Source organism: Methylomonas stagni (assembly GCF_050154735.1).
Taxonomy (GTDB): domain Bacteria; phylum Pseudomonadota; class Gammaproteobacteria; order Methylococcales; family Methylomonadaceae; genus Methylomonas; species Methylomonas koyamae_A.
Map to the genome: position 1 here is coordinate 282,310 of NZ_CP189557.1, position 14,834 is coordinate 297,143.

Sequence of the window (14,834 nt, forward strand, 5' to 3'; positions counted from 1 at the left end):
GGGGGGGGCTCGGCTTCGCTCTGGGCCAGTCTGGTTTCGTTCGGAGGTGTCCTCGGCTTCGCTCGGGGCTAGTCTGGCTTCGTGCGGGGGTGGCCTCGGCTTCGCTTGGGGCTAGTCTGGCTTCGTGCGGGGCAACTTCGGCTTTATTCGGGTCGGCCTGGCTTGGTTTTGCGGCGGGCCGACAGGCTTGGCGAACCAGTTTTACTATGAAAGTCAGCGAATGCAGTCACCCAATTCGGTGTCGGAGCGCTGTCAATCGCGGCTAAAGCCGCTCCCACGCCAGGACTTTCAAATGCCGGGGCGACGCAGCAGTTTCATGAGCGTTAGGGGGCCTGAACTCGGCGGCCTTGTTTCCGCTAGGGGGCTGCCATGCTTGGCGAATCATCCGCGCGGTCCCTGAGCAGAGCCGCGGCTTGTCCCGAACGGAGCCGAAGGCGGTCCCTGAGTGGAGCCGAGGCTTGCCCCGAACGGAGCCGAGGGCGGTCTCTGAGCGGAGTCGAGGGCGGTCCCTGAGCGGAGCCGAAGGGCCGCTAAGCCTTTCGGCGCCATCCTGTAGGATAATGGCGTTTTTTCCATTCCCGTCGTTTTATCCAAACCGTATTGCTGACTATGAACTGTGATTCCGTGTTAACCATCGCTCAACAAAGCCGCGCGGCGGCTCGTCAATTGGCCTCGGTGTCGGCGGCCGCCCGCAATCGCGCCTTGGCGAACATGGCCGAAGCGCTGGAGGCGGTTAAGCAATCCGTGCTGGAGGTCAACGCGCTGGAAATCGCCAAGGCGCGCGATGCGGGTCAGTCGGACGCGATGGTCAAGCGGCTGACGATAGACGACAAGACCTTCAATTACATGTTGTCGCGTCTGACGAAAGTCGCGCAACTGCCGGACCCGCTGAATCGGGTGCTGACCGGCCATACCAACCCGGCCGGCTTGCGGGTGTATAAAAAATCGGTGCCGCTGGGGGTGATCGGCATTATTTACGAGTCGCGTCCCAACGTCACCACCGATGCTGCCGGCGTCTGCATTAAAAGCGGCAACGCGGTGATTTTGCGCGGCGGATCGGAAGCGCTGCAAACCAACGCCATTTTGACCGATGCAATGGTCGCCGGCGCGGTCGCGGCCGGCTTGCCGCAACACGCGATTCAGATCATACGCATGCCCGGCCACGAAGCGGTCGGCGAATTGCTGAAAATGGACGGTTATATCGACGTGCTGATCCCGCGCGGCGGGAAGGGCTTGATTCAGCGTATCGCAGAAGGCACCCGAATTCCGGTCATCAAGCATTACGACGGGATTTGCCATTTGTATTTGGCCGGCGACGCCGAGCCCGACAAGGCGGTGGCCTTGGCGGTCAACTCCAAATGTCAAAGCGTGCAGGTTTGCAATGCGCTGGAAACCTTGCTGGTCGATAGCCAATGCGCCGAACAATTACTGCCGTTGTTGAACGAAGCATTTACCGCGAATCATATCGAACTGCGCGGTTGCGAGCGTACCCAAACGTTGTTGCCCGGTATCGCCGCCGCCGGCGAAGAGGATTGGTCCACCGAATATCTGGCGCCGATTTTGTCGGTGAAAGTCGTGGCCGGCATCCAGGCCGCGATCGATCATATCAACCGTTACGGTTCCGGCCACACCGACGGCATCGTTACCCAAAGTCTGAGTCTGGCCCGGCAATTCGAGGAACAGGTGGATTCGGCATCGGTGATGATCAATGCCTCGACCCGGTTATCGGGCGGCGGCGATTACGGCTTGGGTTCGGTCGTCGGTATCAGTACCGATAAACTCCACGTGCGCGGTCCGGTCGGTCCCGACGAACTGACGACCTATAAGTGGGTGGCGGTGGGGGACGGGCATTTGCGGGCTTAGCGTTTGGCGCCAGGCTCGCGGGGTTGGATGTCGCAACGATCGATCGCGGCCGAGCGTGCGCCGGATTGCCTCCAACGAGGAAGGTCATCGGCCTAATCGGCGTTTAGGGCGCTGAGCAAGTTTTCCGGATGAAGCAGTTGCTGTTTGATCTTGGCCGCGCGCCAATCCGGGTGCAATTGCAATAATAACGCGGTAAGTCCGGCAACATGGGGCGTGGCGAAGGAGCTGCCGGTCATGAAGTCGTAGGACTCGTGAGGTAAGGTCGTCAAAATATCCCGGCCCGGCGCCGCGATTTGGTTGCCGTCCGCCTTAAGGTTGAGGTCGAGTTGATTCACGGCGATGACGCCGGGAATGTTGGCCGGAAATCCGCAGGCCAGCGGGTTGCCCGGCACGGCGGCGATAACGATGATGTCTTTGGTCAGGGCTTTTTCGATCAGCATTTTCAGCAACGGGTCTTCCGGTCCGCTCAAACTGAGGTTAATGATCCGCGCATTCATCCGAATCGCTTGATTCAAGGCCAAGGCCAGCGTGAAACTGTTGCAGCGAGCGGCCAGCGCATTGGGTTGTTCCGGCCAGCACGCACGAAGCGCCAGGACGTCGGCGGCCGGCGCGATACCGGCGATCCCGATGCCGTTGTCGGGGCGCGCCGATAACACGCCGGCCACCGCGGTGCCGTGCATGTCGGCCAGATTATGATCGCCAGGTTCCGGGGCCAGGTTTTCCGAATAATCGATTTGGCCTTTCAAATCCGGATGTTCCAGGTCGACGCCGGTATCGATCAACGCGATGCGTATGCCTTGGCCGGTGGCCCGCTTATGCCACTCGCCGATGTTCAACGCGTTGTACGCGGTTTGCAACGGCAAATAGGGGTCGCCGTGCGTCGGATTTCCGGCCGGGTGGTCGGCCAGCACTTGGAAGCTCTGCATGGGCTGCACCGTGCCGACATCGTCGTCGTTTTGCAATTCGCCGATGACTTGCGGTAACGGCAGCGCGTTGGGGATTTCGTAAACCACGCAACTGACGCCGAGTTCCGTGACCGGCCATTGGGCGACGAAGCGCAGTTGGTGGCGTTCCGCCAGCTTTAGCGCGATACGCTCGCTCCAGGACGAATTGCCGTAAGTGCCGCGCGTCCGATAGCGATCCTGGGAATTGCCGGGTAAATCGCGTTGAATGCCGCGGTCGATAAAGGTCACCAAAATCCGCCGTTCCCGATCGGCAGGCTGGTCGCCGAGGTTCGCGAAGTCGATTCGATCGGCGCAACCGCATCCGAGTAACAAGAGTATCGCGAGTGTCGCTACACGGATCGGATTCATGGTTGTATCACAGGCTCCGCCAGCAACACGTCGGATCGGCTTCGGAGCAGGGCGATGGCTTGCTCCAGATTCGGGTGACCGTCCTCGGTGCTCAGGCGCACGGTCAAGGCGCCGACACTATTGGCTTCGCCTTGTTGTTCGCCGTGTATATCCCGTAGCACGGCCGATATATCCGTAGCCGATACGGTATTGGCAAAGACCACGCGCAAGGTCGGCGCCGCGAGTCCGGCGGGCTTGGCGGTTGCCAAGGTCCGGTAGCCGTCGGTGCCGGTCGGCATGAGTTGCCAGCCCAGCGGCATTAAGGCCAGCAAGATCGAAGCCGCCAATGCATAGCGGAAACCGCGATGTTTGCTATAAGCGTTCAGGCGGCGGGGCGTCCGCGACGGTACCTGGCGATCATTGGGCGCGGCCGAGTCGGCCGAGCGGTCGCGGGAGCGAAGTTTGGCGGACACGTTGGCGAACGACGTTTCCGCGGCGATATCCAGATCGGTTGATTGGCTGATGGCTTGCGCCAGCTTTTTCAGACCTTGCAATTCCCGGCGGCAGGTCAGGCAGGTCCGAATGTGTTTATCCACCAGTCGATACTCCGCTTCCGGCAGGCTGTCGTTGGCGTACCACGGCAGCAGTCGCTGAACTTGTTGATGTTGGGCTTGGGTGTGGGCTTCGGCGTTCATCGGTCTAATCTCCCTGGCCTAGGCAAAGGCTTGCAGCTTTTTGCGGGCATGGAACATACGGGTTTTCACGGTATTCTCCGGGCAGTCCAGGATTTTGGCGATTTCCTGGTAGGGCAGGCCGTGGTAGAAGGTCAATTCGATCACGGCACGTTGATCGGGCGGCAGATGGGCCAGCGCGCGGCTTAACCAATCGGCGGTCTCGAAATTGTCGGCCAAATTGGCCAACGGATCGCCCAAGGTTTCGTGAAAGTCTTCGATATCGACGTCCGCGCTGTATTTGCCGGCCTTGGATAAGGCCTTCAGCGCCTTGCGATAAGCGATACCGAATACCCAAGTCGAGACTTTGCTTTCGTGGTTGAAGCGCTCCGGCTGCTCCCAGATCAGTAACAGGGTTTCCTGTATCAATTCTTCGATATTTTCGGCGTCGCGAGTGACGCGTAAAATAAATCGAAACAAGCGCGGGTAGTACAGTTTATAAAAAATCTCGAAGGCTTGCGCGTCCCCTTCGGCAATACGGAGCAGAATTGCCTGTTCATCGACGGGATGTTCGGTGTGGTTCGGCATGGGTGGTATTGAATTACGCACTAGACGCAGCATCATCTAACCTTGGTCGCGGATCCTGGGGTGGTCTCGGGTATATGCCGCGCTGGGTGTCCAAGGTTCAATGACGGTTCGCTTTTAAAATCCGACAGTGACCGAAAATAGATAGCGGTCGTCTTGCGGGCGCGGATAGAATTCGTCTTGATTCGGATCGGCGTGGTGATGAGCCGTCAACGCGGCGTCCAAGTAGCGCATATCGACCGACAAATGTTCGTTCACAAACCAGGAAAGACCGGCATTCCAGTAAAAATAGTCCTGGCCCAACAATCTACCTGCTTGATGGTAGCCCAAACCTGCCGAAAATTGTACGGTATCCCAAATGTCGCGCCGATAATTCAGTTCGTAATTGGGCACGTCGGCCTGTCGTTGGTAGGCATTGGGAGCGACCGAAATCGTGGCGCTCAGCCAGTCGCGGAAATGTAGCGAGGCGGAATATTCGGCATAATCGGCGGAGTGGTTGAATAGTTTGTTATCGAAAAGGTATCCGCTAACCGACAGCTCGGCCCGCCAATCTCTGTCGATCGGCCAATTCCAACCGAAATAAGGTTTGATTTCAATTTCCGCGCGGTTGCTGTTTGTTTGGTCGTCGAAGCGAACTTGAGACAAGCCGAGGCCGGCGAACCAGCCGATCTCGTGTTGGTAATCCAGATGGGCTTGAGCCAACGGATTGCCCTGATTTTTGGAGTAGCCCCGGTAGATGTAATCGCTGAGGAAGGTCAAGCTACCGTGCCATTCGGCCACGGCAGGCGGGGTGTCCGGTAACCAACAAGCCAGACCTATCGCCAATGAAAACAAACCTTTGCGAAAAATAGTCCTAAACTCCATAAGGGAGGGTAGCGATGGCGGGGATTCACACCTCGACGTAGCGGTAGGCAACGGCGCTTATTCGACGCATTATTTACCAGTTACATTGAACCTTCAACTTATTCGGAGAATAGCTCGATCTGGCTATGCATTGGTTCGGGAGAATCGGGCGAGTCGTAACTTACGACTGTATTGCGCAACTAGATATTCTGCTTGTAAGCGCTATCCGCCGAAACTGGTCTCGCCGCCGCAACCGGATAGTTAAGAGAGCGTTAAGAAAGCTTGTCTACAGTCGCCCGCAAGTCAATTACAGCGGATCGTCATGAATACCTCGCTTAGTGTAAGCACTCAAAGACTCAGGGAAGATTGCATTAGTGGCGGAATCTATGTCGCAACGGACGGCATGTTGAGATTTTGCGTCACCGGTCCGGTGATGGAGCTACCTATCGATTTTAAGGAATGGTATCAAGCGGAGGCCGAGGATGTGGCCGCGGATCGCTTTAAGGCCGCTTAACGACAGCTCTTCTTTTGAATGCCCAGATGATAGGCACGTGCGCCGGCATTAAGGAAATGCGCGGCGGGTAACCGACGAGATGGGGGAGCTCTCGTCGGCTGTTGCCAAAGAAAAGAATTAGTGCGCGCTGTAATGGCTTTCGATGTAGCGCTCGACCAATTCCTGAAACTCGCCGGCAATGTTATCGCCTTTTAACGTCACGGTTTTAACGCCGTCTTCGAATACCGGCGCGACCGGCGTTTCTCCGGTGCCCGGCAAGCTGATGCCGATATTCGCGTTCTTGCTTTCGCCCGGTCCATTGACGACGCAGCCCATCACCGCGACTTTCATCTCTTCGACGCCTTGATACTTGTTTTTCCAGAGCGGCATTTGGTCGCGCAAATAGCCTTGAATATCTTGGGCCAGTCTTTGGAAATAGTCGCTGGTGGTGCGGCCGCAACCGGGGCAAGCAGTGACCATCGGCGTAAACGAGCGGAAGCCCATCGTCTGCAGAATCTCCTGAGCCACGACGACTTCCTTGGTGCGGGCGGCGCCGGGTTCCGGCGTTAGCGAAATACGGATCGTATCGCCGATGCCTTGTTGCATCAGTATACCCAGTGCCGCCGACGAGGCGACAATACCCTTGGAGCCCATGCCGGCTTCGGTCAGACCTAAATGCAAGGCATAGTCGCAACGCTCGGACAGGTCTTGGTAAATGCTGATTAATTCCTGCACATCACTGATTTTGCAGGAAAGAATGATTTTGTCCTTGCCCAGGCCCAGCTCTTGAGCCTTGGCGGCGCTTTCCAACGCGGATAGCACGATGGCTTCGCGAGTGATGGCCGGTAACTCCTTAGGCTCCGCCAGTTGGCGGTTTTCATCGAGAAGGCGGGTTAGCACCGCCTGATCCAGACTACCGCCGTTAACGCCGATCCGTACCGGTTTGTTGTACTGGATTGCGAATTCGATCATTTGTTGGAATTGCGGATCGCGGGCTTTACCCTTGCCCACGTTGCCGGGATTGATTCGGTATTTGGCTAGGGCCTGGGCGCAGTCCGGATATTTTTCCAATAATTTGTGGCCGTTGAAATGGAAGTCGCCGATAATCGGTACCGAAAACCCTTTTTGCTCGAGCTGGTTAACGATTTCCGGGACGGCCTTGGCGGCTTCCTCGGTGTTGACGGTGATCCTGACCAATTCCGACCCGGCGGTCGCCAATTCCATAATCTGCTGTACGCTTCCCGCAACATCGGTAGTATCCGTGTTGGTCATGGATTGGACTACAATCGGAGCGCCGCCGCCGACTCTGACGTTGCCAACCAAAACCTGTTGAGTGTGCTTTCTGGGACTTATGGACATAGAAATGTTTTGCAAGAAATCGAAGTTGTTTGGAAAAATACCAAGCGTTTTACTCGGTCTTAAAATTATAACCCAACGCCAATAGTCAAGAGTTAATTTGTGTTGATCAATTATTTTTCCGACGTGCATTTGGAATTCGGCGAGCAGGCGGCGCCGGAAACCGACGCGGACATTATCGTGGCGGCGGGCGACATTGGCGTTTTCGACCAAGGCGTGGTTTGGTTGAAGGCTTTGAATAAACCGGTGATCTACGTCGCGGGCAACCATGAGTTTTATGGCTACGAGTATCGCCAGGTGCTGGAAATGTTGCGCCGGGAATGCGCGGGCAGCCAGATTCATTTTCTGGAAAAAGATCAGTTTGTGTTCCAGGGTGTACGCTTTATTGGCTGCACGCTCTGGACTGATCTGTTTTCCGAAGGCGACGAAAAAGCGAATGCGCTGCAGAAAACCCTCAACGATTTTCGCCGGATCAGCTTTGAGGATCAGGCGTTCTCGCCCTATCAGTTTTCGGCCTTGCATGCCGATGCCAAGAGCTGGCTGGAAGCGCGTTTGGCCGAACCCTACGCCGGAAAAACCGTCGTTGTCACGCATCACGCGCCTACCGAATGGAGCTGGATAGGTTCGCCCAAAGTTCTAAAGCGATTGGCCTATTGCAACGATTTGAAACCTTTGTTTCACGAGTACGAGATCGCTGCTTGGTTTCACGGCCATGTTCACAATTTGGGCGACTATCGTATCGCCGACGCGCGCATCCTCAGTAATACCCGCGGCTATCTAGGGCGTAAAACCGTTGAGGGATTCGATATCAATAAAACCATCGAAATTTGAAGCCAAAAAACGCCTAACTTCATGCGTTAACCGGGGCTGCAGGCGGCGTCGCGACTGAGGATTTCTCGTTGAGAAAGCCGATAAGTTGTGATGTAATGACGCGGTTTTATGTCTTGAAGTGCCCGGTGGGGTTGGAGTTTTTTCCGGCGGGCTTTTGCTGCAATCTGTCTGGAGAGTAGGCGTATCTACTATGCAATTTACATTAAAAAAAGGTTTGGACTTGCCCATTACGGGTGGACCCGAACAGAAAATAAGTGACGGTAACGGCATCAAGTCGGTAGCGCTTTTGGGCTGCGATTATGTCGGCCTAAAGCCAAAAATGCTGGTTGCCGAAGGGGATAAAGTCAAGTTGGGCCAAGCTTTGTTCGTTGATAAGCAAAACCCCAGCGTCAACTTTACCTCGCCGGGAGCCGGCGTGGTCAAGGCCGTCAATCGCGGCGATCGCCGAGTGTTATTGTCGGTAGTGATCGAACTGAGCGGCAATCAACAAGAAAGCTTCGCCAGTTATGACGAGGCGGCGCTGGCCGGCTTGTCCGCCGATCAAGTCAAGGAAAATCTGTTGGCTTCCGGCCTTTGGACTTCTTTCCTGACTCGCCCCTACGGCAAAGTTCCTGCCGCCGACAGCGCGCCGAGCGCTATCTTCGTTACCGCGATAGACACCCGGCCCTTGGCCGCGGACCCGGTCGTGGTGATTAAAGACCGGGCGGCCGACTTTCTGAACGGTTTGACCGTGATCGCCAAACTGACCGCCGGCAAGACTTATTTGTGTAAAGCCAGCGGCGCGGACGTGCCAAGCAACGGCGCGGTTCAGGTCGCGGAATTCGCCGGCCCGCATCCGGCCGGATTGCCCAGCACTCACATCCACTTCCTCGATCCGGTTAACGGTCATAAATCGGTCTGGCATATCGACTATCAAGCGGTGATGGCGATCGGCGCCTTGTTCACGACCGGCAAATTGAATGTCGAAAGAGTCGTATCGCTAGCCGGACCTACCGTTAAAAATCCGCGGTTGGTGCGTACCCGTGTCGGTGCGAATCTGGAAGACTTAGTCGCCGGCGAATTGCAGGACGTTGAAAATCGCGTGATTTCCGGTTCGGTGCTGTATGGCCACGAAGCCGCCGGTGCGTTGGCGTATTTGAGCGCCTACAGTCTGCAAGTTTCGGCACTGAAAGAAGGTCGCGATCGCGAATTCTTCGGCTGGATAGTGGCCGGCAAGGACAAATATTCGGCGATGAACGTTTATGTGTCCAGCAAGGATCGCAAAGATGGCCGTTTGTTTCCGTTAACAACCGATAAGAACGGCAGTAACCGGGCCATCGTGCCGGTCGGCGTTTACGAGAGCGTAATGCCGATGGATATTTTGGCGACGCCGTTACTGAAAGCCATTGTGGTCGGCGACACCGATACCGCGCAAGCCTTGGGTTGTCTGGAGTTGAATGAGGAAGATGTTTCCCTGTTCACCTTTGTCGATCCCGGTAAGCATGATTTCGCGCCGGTGCTTAGAGCTAATTTAACTAAAATCGAGAAGGAAGGATAAATGTCGGCTAGAGACTTATTAGATAGCATAGAGCCGCATTTTACAAAAGGCGGCAAGTTCGAAAAGTACTACGGTCTCTACGAGATGGTGGATACTTTTATCTACACGCCGTCCGATGTAACGCGCGGTAAAACCCACGTTCGGGACGGAAACGACCTGAAACGGACCATGACCTTCGTGGTGATCGCCACGGCGTTCTGCATATTGATGGCGTGGTACAACACCGGTTATCAGGCTAATTTGGCGATGAAGGCGATGGGTGTCGAAGCGATCGACAACTGGCGCCGCTTCCCTATGGTCTTGTTCGGTTACAACCCGTACAACCCCTTATCGTGCCTGGTGCACGGCATGCTGTACTTCTTCCCGATCTATTTCACCACGCTGGCCGTGGGCGGCGTTTGGGAAGTGTTGTTCGCCACCGTTCGTAAGCACGAAGTCAACGAAGGCTTCCTGGTTTCGTCGATGCTTTACACGTTGATTCTGCCGCCGGACATGCCTTTGTGGCAAGTGGCGTTGGGTATCTCCTTCGGTATCGTGTTGGGCAAAGAGGTGTTCGGCGGTACCGGTAAAAACTTCCTGAACCCAGCCTTGACCGGCCGGGCCTTCCTGTTCTTCGCCTATCCGGCTTCGATTTCCGGTGACTCGGTGTGGGTCGCGGTTGACGGTTATAGCGGCGCCACTGCGTTGTCGCTGGCTTCCGCCGGTGGCTTGGACGCGATCAAAGCCAGTTTCGGCTGGTTCCAAGCCTTCTTGGGCTTCATTCCCGGTTCGATGGGTGAAACCTCGACCTTGGCCTGTCTGCTGGGCGCGGCCTTCCTGCTATACACCCGCGTCGCATCTTACCGGATCATGGCGGGCGTGTTGATCGGCATGATCGCGATGTCCACTTTACTGAACGTGGTCGGCAGCAATACCAATCCGATGTTCGCGATTCCCTGGTATTGGCACATGGTGTTGGGCGGTTTTGCGTTCGGTACCGTTTATATGGCCACCGATCCCGTTTCCGCCGCCAATACCGATACCGGCCGCTGGATTTACGGCATCTTGATCGGTGTGATGATCGTCATCATTCGGGTCGTAAACCCGGCGTTCCCGGAAGGCGTGATGCTTGCAATTCTTTTCTCCAACATGTTTGCGCCGTTGATTGATTACTTTGTCGTCCAAGCGAATATCAGAAGAAGGATTAAACGCCATGCTTAATGCCGAGAAAAAAACCTGCAAGTATAACGAGCAGCTCTGTAAATATTACGAGCAGTTCAGAGTTTATGCCGACCGTATCCTAGCGCTGAGCAACGACAGTTTGGAAAAAACCATCAATGTCGCGTTGGCCCTGTGTTTGGTCTGCGCGGTGTTGGTGTCTATGGCCACTGTCGCATTGCGTCCGTTGCAGTCGCATAACAAAGCCCTGGACATGAAGAAAAACATTCTCGATGTCGCCGGTTTGTTGGAAAACGATACCAACATCGATGCGGCCTTCAAGGACAGAATCGAAGCCAAATTGGTCGATCTGGCGACCGGCGAATACGTTGACGGCGACGTTGACGAATACGACCAACGCAAGGCAGCCAAGGACCCGGCAACCAATGAAGTGATTCCGGTCGAGAAAGACATCGCCAGCATTCGGATGAAAGCCAAGGTTGCTAAGGTGTTTTTGGTGAAGGACGCCGGTAAATTGCAATCCATCATTCTGCCGATTAACGGCTACGGCTTGTGGTCTACGATGTACGGGTTCCTGGCGCTGGAAGCCGACGGCCAAACCGTGCAAAGCATCAACCTCTATGACCAAGGCGAAACACCGGGTCTGGGCGGCGAGGTGGTTAACCCCAACTGGCGGGCATTGTGGAAAGGCAAGAAAGTCTACGGCGATAACGGCGAAGTGGCTTTGACTCTGGTTAAAGGCACGGTCGATACCAGTCGTCCGGATGCGGTCAACAAAGTCGACGGCCTGGCCGGCGCCACCTTGACCAGCCGCGGCGTCAGCAATTTGATCCTGTACTGGATGGGACCGGAAGGTTTCGCGCCGTACCTGAACAAAATCAAGTCAAACGGTTAGGAGTCGTCATGGACAAAGAAACTAAAAAAGTATTATTCGAACCATTGGTCGATAACAACCCGATTACCTTGCAGGTACTCGGCGTTTGTTCGGCGCTGGCGGTGACCTCGCAAATGTCGACCTCGCTGATTATGGCGTTGGCCTTGACCTCGGTTACCGCGTGTTCCAGCGCGGCGATCAGCGCCGTGCGCCAGCACACGCCGAGCAGCATCCGTATCATCGTACAGATGATCATCATCGCTTCGCTGGTGATCGTGGTCGATCAGTTGTTGAAAGCCTTCGCGTTCGATGTTAGTAAAAAACTGTCGGTGTTCGTCGGTTTGATCATCACCAACTGTATCGTCATGGGCCGCGCCGAAGCGTATGCGATGAAAAATCCGCCGCTGCAAAGCTTTATCGACGGTATCGGCAACGGCGCCGGCTACAGCTTGATTTTGATTCTGGTCGCCTTGGTCCGCGAAACGCTGGGTTCCGGCAAATTGTTGGGTATCGAAGTATTACCGTTGGTCAAAGATGGCGGTTGGTACGTACCGAACGGTTTGATGCTGTTGCCGCCCAGCGCGTTCTTCGTGATCGGTTTGATTATTTGGGCTTTCCGCACCTGGAAGCCGAAACAAGTCGAACACAACGAGTTCAAAATCATGGCTATTGCTCACGGTGAAGGAGGGCATCACTAATGGAAGCCTATATCAGCTTATTTGTTAAAGCGGTTTTCATCGAAAACCTGGCGTTATCGTTCTTCCTGGGGATGTGTACCTTCTTGGCGGTGTCCAAGAAGATCTCAACGGCGATGGGTCTGGGCATCGCGGTTATGGTGGTACAAACCTTGACCGTACCCGCGAATCAGTTCATCTATCAAACCTTGTTGAAGGAAGATGCCTTGGCCTGGATTGGCATTACCGGCGTGGACTTGAGTTTTCTTAGTCTGCTCAGTTGTATCGGCATGATCGCCGCGATCGTGCAGATTCTGGAGATGACGTTGGATAAGTTCTTCCCGGCGCTCTACAACGCATTGGGTATCTTCCTGCCTTTGATTACCGTGAACTGCGCGATTTTGGCCGGTAGCTTGTTTATGATCGAGCGCGACTACAACTTCGGTGAGAGTGTGACCTACGGTATCGGTTCCGGCTTCGGTTGGGCCTTGGCCATTACGTTGATGGCTGGCGTTCGCGAGAAGCTGAAATACAGCGACGTGCCGGCGGCCCTGCAAGGCCTGGGTATCACCTTCATTACCGCCGGCTTGATGTCTTTGGGCTTTATGGCGTTCTCTGGAATTCAATTGTAAGGGTATCGTAATGCTAGAAATTGCATTAGGGGTTATTTTCTTCACGGCTATCGTGATTGCGCTGGTGTTTATGATCATCGGCGCGAAAAGCAAACTGGTGGCCGCCGGGGATGTGGAAATTCTGATCAACAACGAGAAGAAGATTCACGTGCCGGCCGGTTCGAAATTGTTGAATGCGCTGTCCGACAACCAATTGTTCGTTTCGTCCGCTTGCGGCGGCGGCGGTTCTTGCGGCCAATGCAAGGTGAAAGTGCATAGCGGCGGCGGCGATATTCTGCCGACCGAGCTGTCGCACATTACCAAGCGCGAAGCGGCTCACGGCGAGCGTCTGGCGTGCCAGGTCGCGGTGAAAACCAATATGGCGGTAGAAGTCGAGGACAGCGTATTCGGCGTCAAAAAATGGCTTTGCACCGTCAAGTCCAACGACAACGTCGCGACGTTTATTAAAGAGTTGGTATTGCAATTGCCGGAAGGCGAAGCGATCAATTACCGCGCGGGTGGTTACATTCAAATCGAATGTCCGCCGCACGTGTCCAAGTACGCCGATATGGATGTCGCCGAGGAATACCGACCGGATTGGGATAAATTCAATCTTTGGCGCTATGTTTCCGACGTAAAAGAGCCGACCTTGCGGGCCTACTCGATGGCTTCCTATCCGGAAGAAAAAGAGATTATGTTGAACGTGCGGATCGCCACGCCGCCGCCGGGCGCGCCGGACGGTATTCCGCCAGGCATCATGTCTTCTTTCATCTTTAATTTGAAGCCGGGCGATCAAGTTTGGGTTTCAGGTCCTTACGGAGAATTTTTCGCCAAGGATACCGATGCCGAAATGGTCTTCATCGGCGGTGGTGCCGGTATGGCACCGATGCGTTCGCACATTTTCGACCAGCTGCGTCGGTTGAAATCCAAACGCAAAATCACGTTCTGGTATGGCGCGCGCAGCAAGCGGGAAATGTTCTACGTCGAAGATTTCGACATGCTGCAACGCGAGAACGACAACTTCCAATGGCACGTGGCTCTGTCCGATCCGTTGCCGGAAGACGAATGGACCGGTTACACCGGCTTCATTCACAACGTGTTGTTCGAAGAGTTCATCAAGAACCATCCGGCGCCGGAAGACTGCGAGTTCTACATGTGCGGTCCTCCGATCATGAACTCGTCGGTGATCAACATGCTGTTGGCTAACGGTGTAGACAGGGAAAACATCTTCCTGGACGACTTCGGCGGCTAAATCGGTCTTTTGCCGGTCGGGAACGGGGAGCGATCTTAGGATTTCTCCTCGTTTTTTTTGTGACGATGGTTGATTTTGGCGGGAATCAGGTTTTAGTATGAATCGGCTTCAATTGCCGTAGTCGCTACACCTATTTTGGCCGATACTGTAACTATTTCTGTTTTTGACGATCTATCGATCAGACGTATTTTCAACCGTCATATTGAATTAGAGGACATCCATGACGTATTTTTTAGTAACTTTCGTGTTTATGCTGGTCGTGATCGCGGTCATGGCGATCGGCGTGATATTCGGTCGGCACGCGATCAAAGGCTCTTGCGGCGGTACCGGCAATTGCATCTGCACCGAGAAGTGCGACAAGCGCAAACTGTTGGAGGCCGAGCAGGCGAGATTAGCTCATTCTGATGATGCCGCTCTGAAAAGCTGATAGAAGCGATTTGAATCTTGAGATCATTGCCCCGCTTAAGCGCGCTAAGAGGGGCAAAGCAAACTCCAGTTCCTACTGGGTTTCTTCTTCAACTTCTATGTTAATCGTGTCCGGTTCCCTATAGATTCCCGATAGTTTCCGTCTAAATTCGTGTGTGACGTCTTGAGCATCTATACGACTTTTCATCACGCGAGGGGTTAGAAGTACGACTAATTCGGTCTTATCCTTATTGCGGGTAGTGCTGCCAAATAGCGGACCCACTAATGGAATTTCATGCAGCAGCGGTACGCCGAAGCGGCTATAGTCGTTATTTTCTTTGATCAAGCCACCCAACACGATAGTTTCTCCACTCTGCACCACCACGCTG

15 protein-coding genes are annotated in these 14,834 nt (G+C 54.9%); 9 read left to right on the forward strand and 6 right to left on the reverse strand.

Annotation, left to right across the window (positions count from 1 at the left end; translation table 11 throughout):
• Window positions 1–609 precede the first annotated feature (609 nt).
• Window positions 610–1,863 carry a glutamate-5-semialdehyde dehydrogenase gene (locus ACP4CD_RS01335; protein WP_426993079.1) on the forward strand — a complete coding sequence of 418 codons (1,254 nt, stop codon included), beginning with the start codon at window positions 610–612 and terminating at the stop codon, window positions 1,861–1,863.
• A gap of 92 nt (window positions 1,864–1,955) precedes the next feature.
• On the opposite strand, the gene ACP4CD_RS01340 is transcribed toward ACP4CD_RS01335, so the two are convergent.
• The 5 genes from ACP4CD_RS01340 to ispG form a co-directional block, all read right to left on the reverse strand.
• Entirely contained in the window at window positions 1,956–3,176 is a 1,221-nt protein-coding gene (locus ACP4CD_RS01340) for a S8 family peptidase (protein ID WP_426993081.1), read from the reverse strand.
• Window positions 3,173–3,850, reverse strand: a complete 678-nt coding sequence (locus tag ACP4CD_RS01345) for a zf-HC2 domain-containing protein (RefSeq protein ID WP_426993083.1) — start codon at window positions 3,848–3,850, stop codon at window positions 3,173–3,175. The genes ACP4CD_RS01340 and ACP4CD_RS01345 overlap by 4 nt, the downstream gene beginning before the upstream one ends.
• An 18-nt stretch (window positions 3,851–3,868) precedes the next feature.
• Complete coding sequence (locus ACP4CD_RS01350) at window positions 3,869–4,414, reverse strand: RNA polymerase sigma factor (RefSeq protein ID WP_426993084.1); 546 nt, start codon at window positions 4,412–4,414, stop codon at window positions 3,869–3,871.
• Between the two features lie 114 nt (window positions 4,415–4,528).
• Window positions 4,529–5,191, reverse strand: coding sequence for a TorF family putative porin (locus ACP4CD_RS01355; protein WP_426993085.1), 663 nt, complete (start codon window positions 5,189–5,191; stop codon window positions 4,529–4,531).
• 694 nt (window positions 5,192–5,885) lie between these two features.
• Window positions 5,886–7,106, reverse strand: a complete 1,221-nt coding sequence (gene ispG / locus ACP4CD_RS01360) for a flavodoxin-dependent (E)-4-hydroxy-3-methylbut-2-enyl-diphosphate synthase (protein ID WP_071155563.1) — start codon at window positions 7,104–7,106, stop codon at window positions 5,886–5,888.
• A 99-nt stretch (window positions 7,107–7,205) separates the two neighbouring features.
• On the opposite strand from ispG, the gene ACP4CD_RS01365 reads away from it, so the two are divergent.
• The 8 genes from ACP4CD_RS01365 to nqrM all read left to right on the forward strand — a co-directional run bounded on the left by ACP4CD_RS01365 (window position 7,206) and on the right by nqrM (window position 14,467).
• The gene (locus tag ACP4CD_RS01365) at window positions 7,206–7,934 is read left to right on the forward strand and encodes a metallophosphoesterase (protein ID WP_426993087.1); all 729 of its coding nucleotides are present in this window, start codon (window positions 7,206–7,208) and stop codon (window positions 7,932–7,934) included.
• 190 nt (window positions 7,935–8,124) lie between these two features.
• The gene (locus ACP4CD_RS01370) at window positions 8,125–9,471 is read left to right on the forward strand and encodes a Na(+)-translocating NADH-quinone reductase subunit A (protein ID WP_426993089.1); all 1,347 of its coding nucleotides are present in this window, start codon (window positions 8,125–8,127) and stop codon (window positions 9,469–9,471) included.
• Window positions 9,472–10,671: an NADH:ubiquinone reductase (Na(+)-transporting) subunit B gene (locus ACP4CD_RS01375; RefSeq protein WP_064028069.1), complete on the forward strand. Its 1,200-nt coding sequence runs from the start codon at window positions 9,472–9,474 to the stop codon at window positions 10,669–10,671.
• A complete protein-coding gene (locus ACP4CD_RS01380; protein WP_064028071.1) occupies window positions 10,664–11,524 on the forward strand; it encodes a Na(+)-translocating NADH-quinone reductase subunit C in 861 nt (286 codons plus the stop codon). The genes ACP4CD_RS01375 and ACP4CD_RS01380 overlap by 8 nt, the downstream gene beginning before the upstream one ends.
• Before the next feature lie 8 nt (window positions 11,525–11,532).
• On the forward strand, window positions 11,533–12,201 hold the full coding sequence (locus tag ACP4CD_RS01385) for an NADH:ubiquinone reductase (Na(+)-transporting) subunit D (protein WP_064028073.1): 669 nt from the start codon (window positions 11,533–11,535) through the stop codon (window positions 12,199–12,201).
• Complete coding sequence (gene nqrE, locus ACP4CD_RS01390; RefSeq protein ID WP_064028075.1) at window positions 12,201–12,809, forward strand: NADH:ubiquinone reductase (Na(+)-transporting) subunit E; 609 nt, start codon at window positions 12,201–12,203, stop codon at window positions 12,807–12,809. Before ACP4CD_RS01385 ends, nqrE begins: the two co-directional genes overlap by 1 nt.
• A gap of 10 nt (window positions 12,810–12,819) precedes the next feature.
• Window positions 12,820–14,040 carry an NADH:ubiquinone reductase (Na(+)-transporting) subunit F gene (gene nqrF / locus ACP4CD_RS01395; protein ID WP_064028077.1) on the forward strand — a complete coding sequence of 407 codons (1,221 nt, stop codon included), beginning with the start codon at window positions 12,820–12,822 and terminating at the stop codon, window positions 14,038–14,040.
• 220 nt (window positions 14,041–14,260) lie between these two features.
• Entirely contained in the window at window positions 14,261–14,467 is a 207-nt protein-coding gene (gene nqrM / locus ACP4CD_RS01400; protein ID WP_281020811.1) for a (Na+)-NQR maturation NqrM, read from the forward strand.
• Between the two features lie 72 nt (window positions 14,468–14,539).
• Here nqrM and ACP4CD_RS01405 read toward each other — a convergent pair whose 3' ends face one another.
• Window positions 14,540–14,830, reverse strand: coding sequence for a type II secretion system protein GspD (locus tag ACP4CD_RS01405; protein ID WP_426993091.1), 291 nt, complete (start codon window positions 14,828–14,830; stop codon window positions 14,540–14,542).
• Window positions 14,831–14,834 lie beyond the last annotated feature (4 nt).

Bases quoted from the DNA above. Each gene is read 5' to 3' on its own strand.
- ACP4CD_RS01335 (WP_426993079.1), top strand. From the start codon at position 610: ATGAACTGTGATTCCGTGTTAACCATCGCTCAACAAAGCCGCGCGGCG.
- ACP4CD_RS01340 (WP_426993081.1), bottom strand. From the start codon at position 3,176: ATGAATCCGATCCGTGTAGCGACACTCGCGATACTCTTGTTACTCGGA.
- ACP4CD_RS01345 (WP_426993083.1), bottom strand. From the start codon at position 3,850: ATGAACGCCGAAGCCCACACCCAAGCCCAACATCAACAAGTTCAGCGA.
- ACP4CD_RS01350 (WP_426993084.1), bottom strand. From the start codon at position 4,414: ATGCCGAACCACACCGAACATCCCGTCGATGAACAGGCAATTCTGCTC.
- ispG (WP_071155563.1), bottom strand. From the start codon at position 7,106: ATGTCCATAAGTCCCAGAAAGCACACTCAACAGGTTTTGGTTGGCAAC.
- ACP4CD_RS01370 (WP_426993089.1), top strand. From the start codon at position 8,125: ATGCAATTTACATTAAAAAAAGGTTTGGACTTGCCCATTACGGGTGGA.
- ACP4CD_RS01375 (WP_064028069.1), top strand. From the start codon at position 9,472: ATGTCGGCTAGAGACTTATTAGATAGCATAGAGCCGCATTTTACAAAA.
- ACP4CD_RS01380 (WP_064028071.1), top strand. From the start codon at position 10,664: ATGCTTAATGCCGAGAAAAAAACCTGCAAGTATAACGAGCAGCTCTGT.
- ACP4CD_RS01385 (WP_064028073.1), top strand. From the start codon at position 11,533: ATGGACAAAGAAACTAAAAAAGTATTATTCGAACCATTGGTCGATAAC.
- nqrE (WP_064028075.1), top strand. From the start codon at position 12,201: ATGGAAGCCTATATCAGCTTATTTGTTAAAGCGGTTTTCATCGAAAAC.
- nqrF (WP_064028077.1), top strand. From the start codon at position 12,820: ATGCTAGAAATTGCATTAGGGGTTATTTTCTTCACGGCTATCGTGATT.
- nqrM (WP_281020811.1), top strand. From the start codon at position 14,261: ATGACGTATTTTTTAGTAACTTTCGTGTTTATGCTGGTCGTGATCGCG.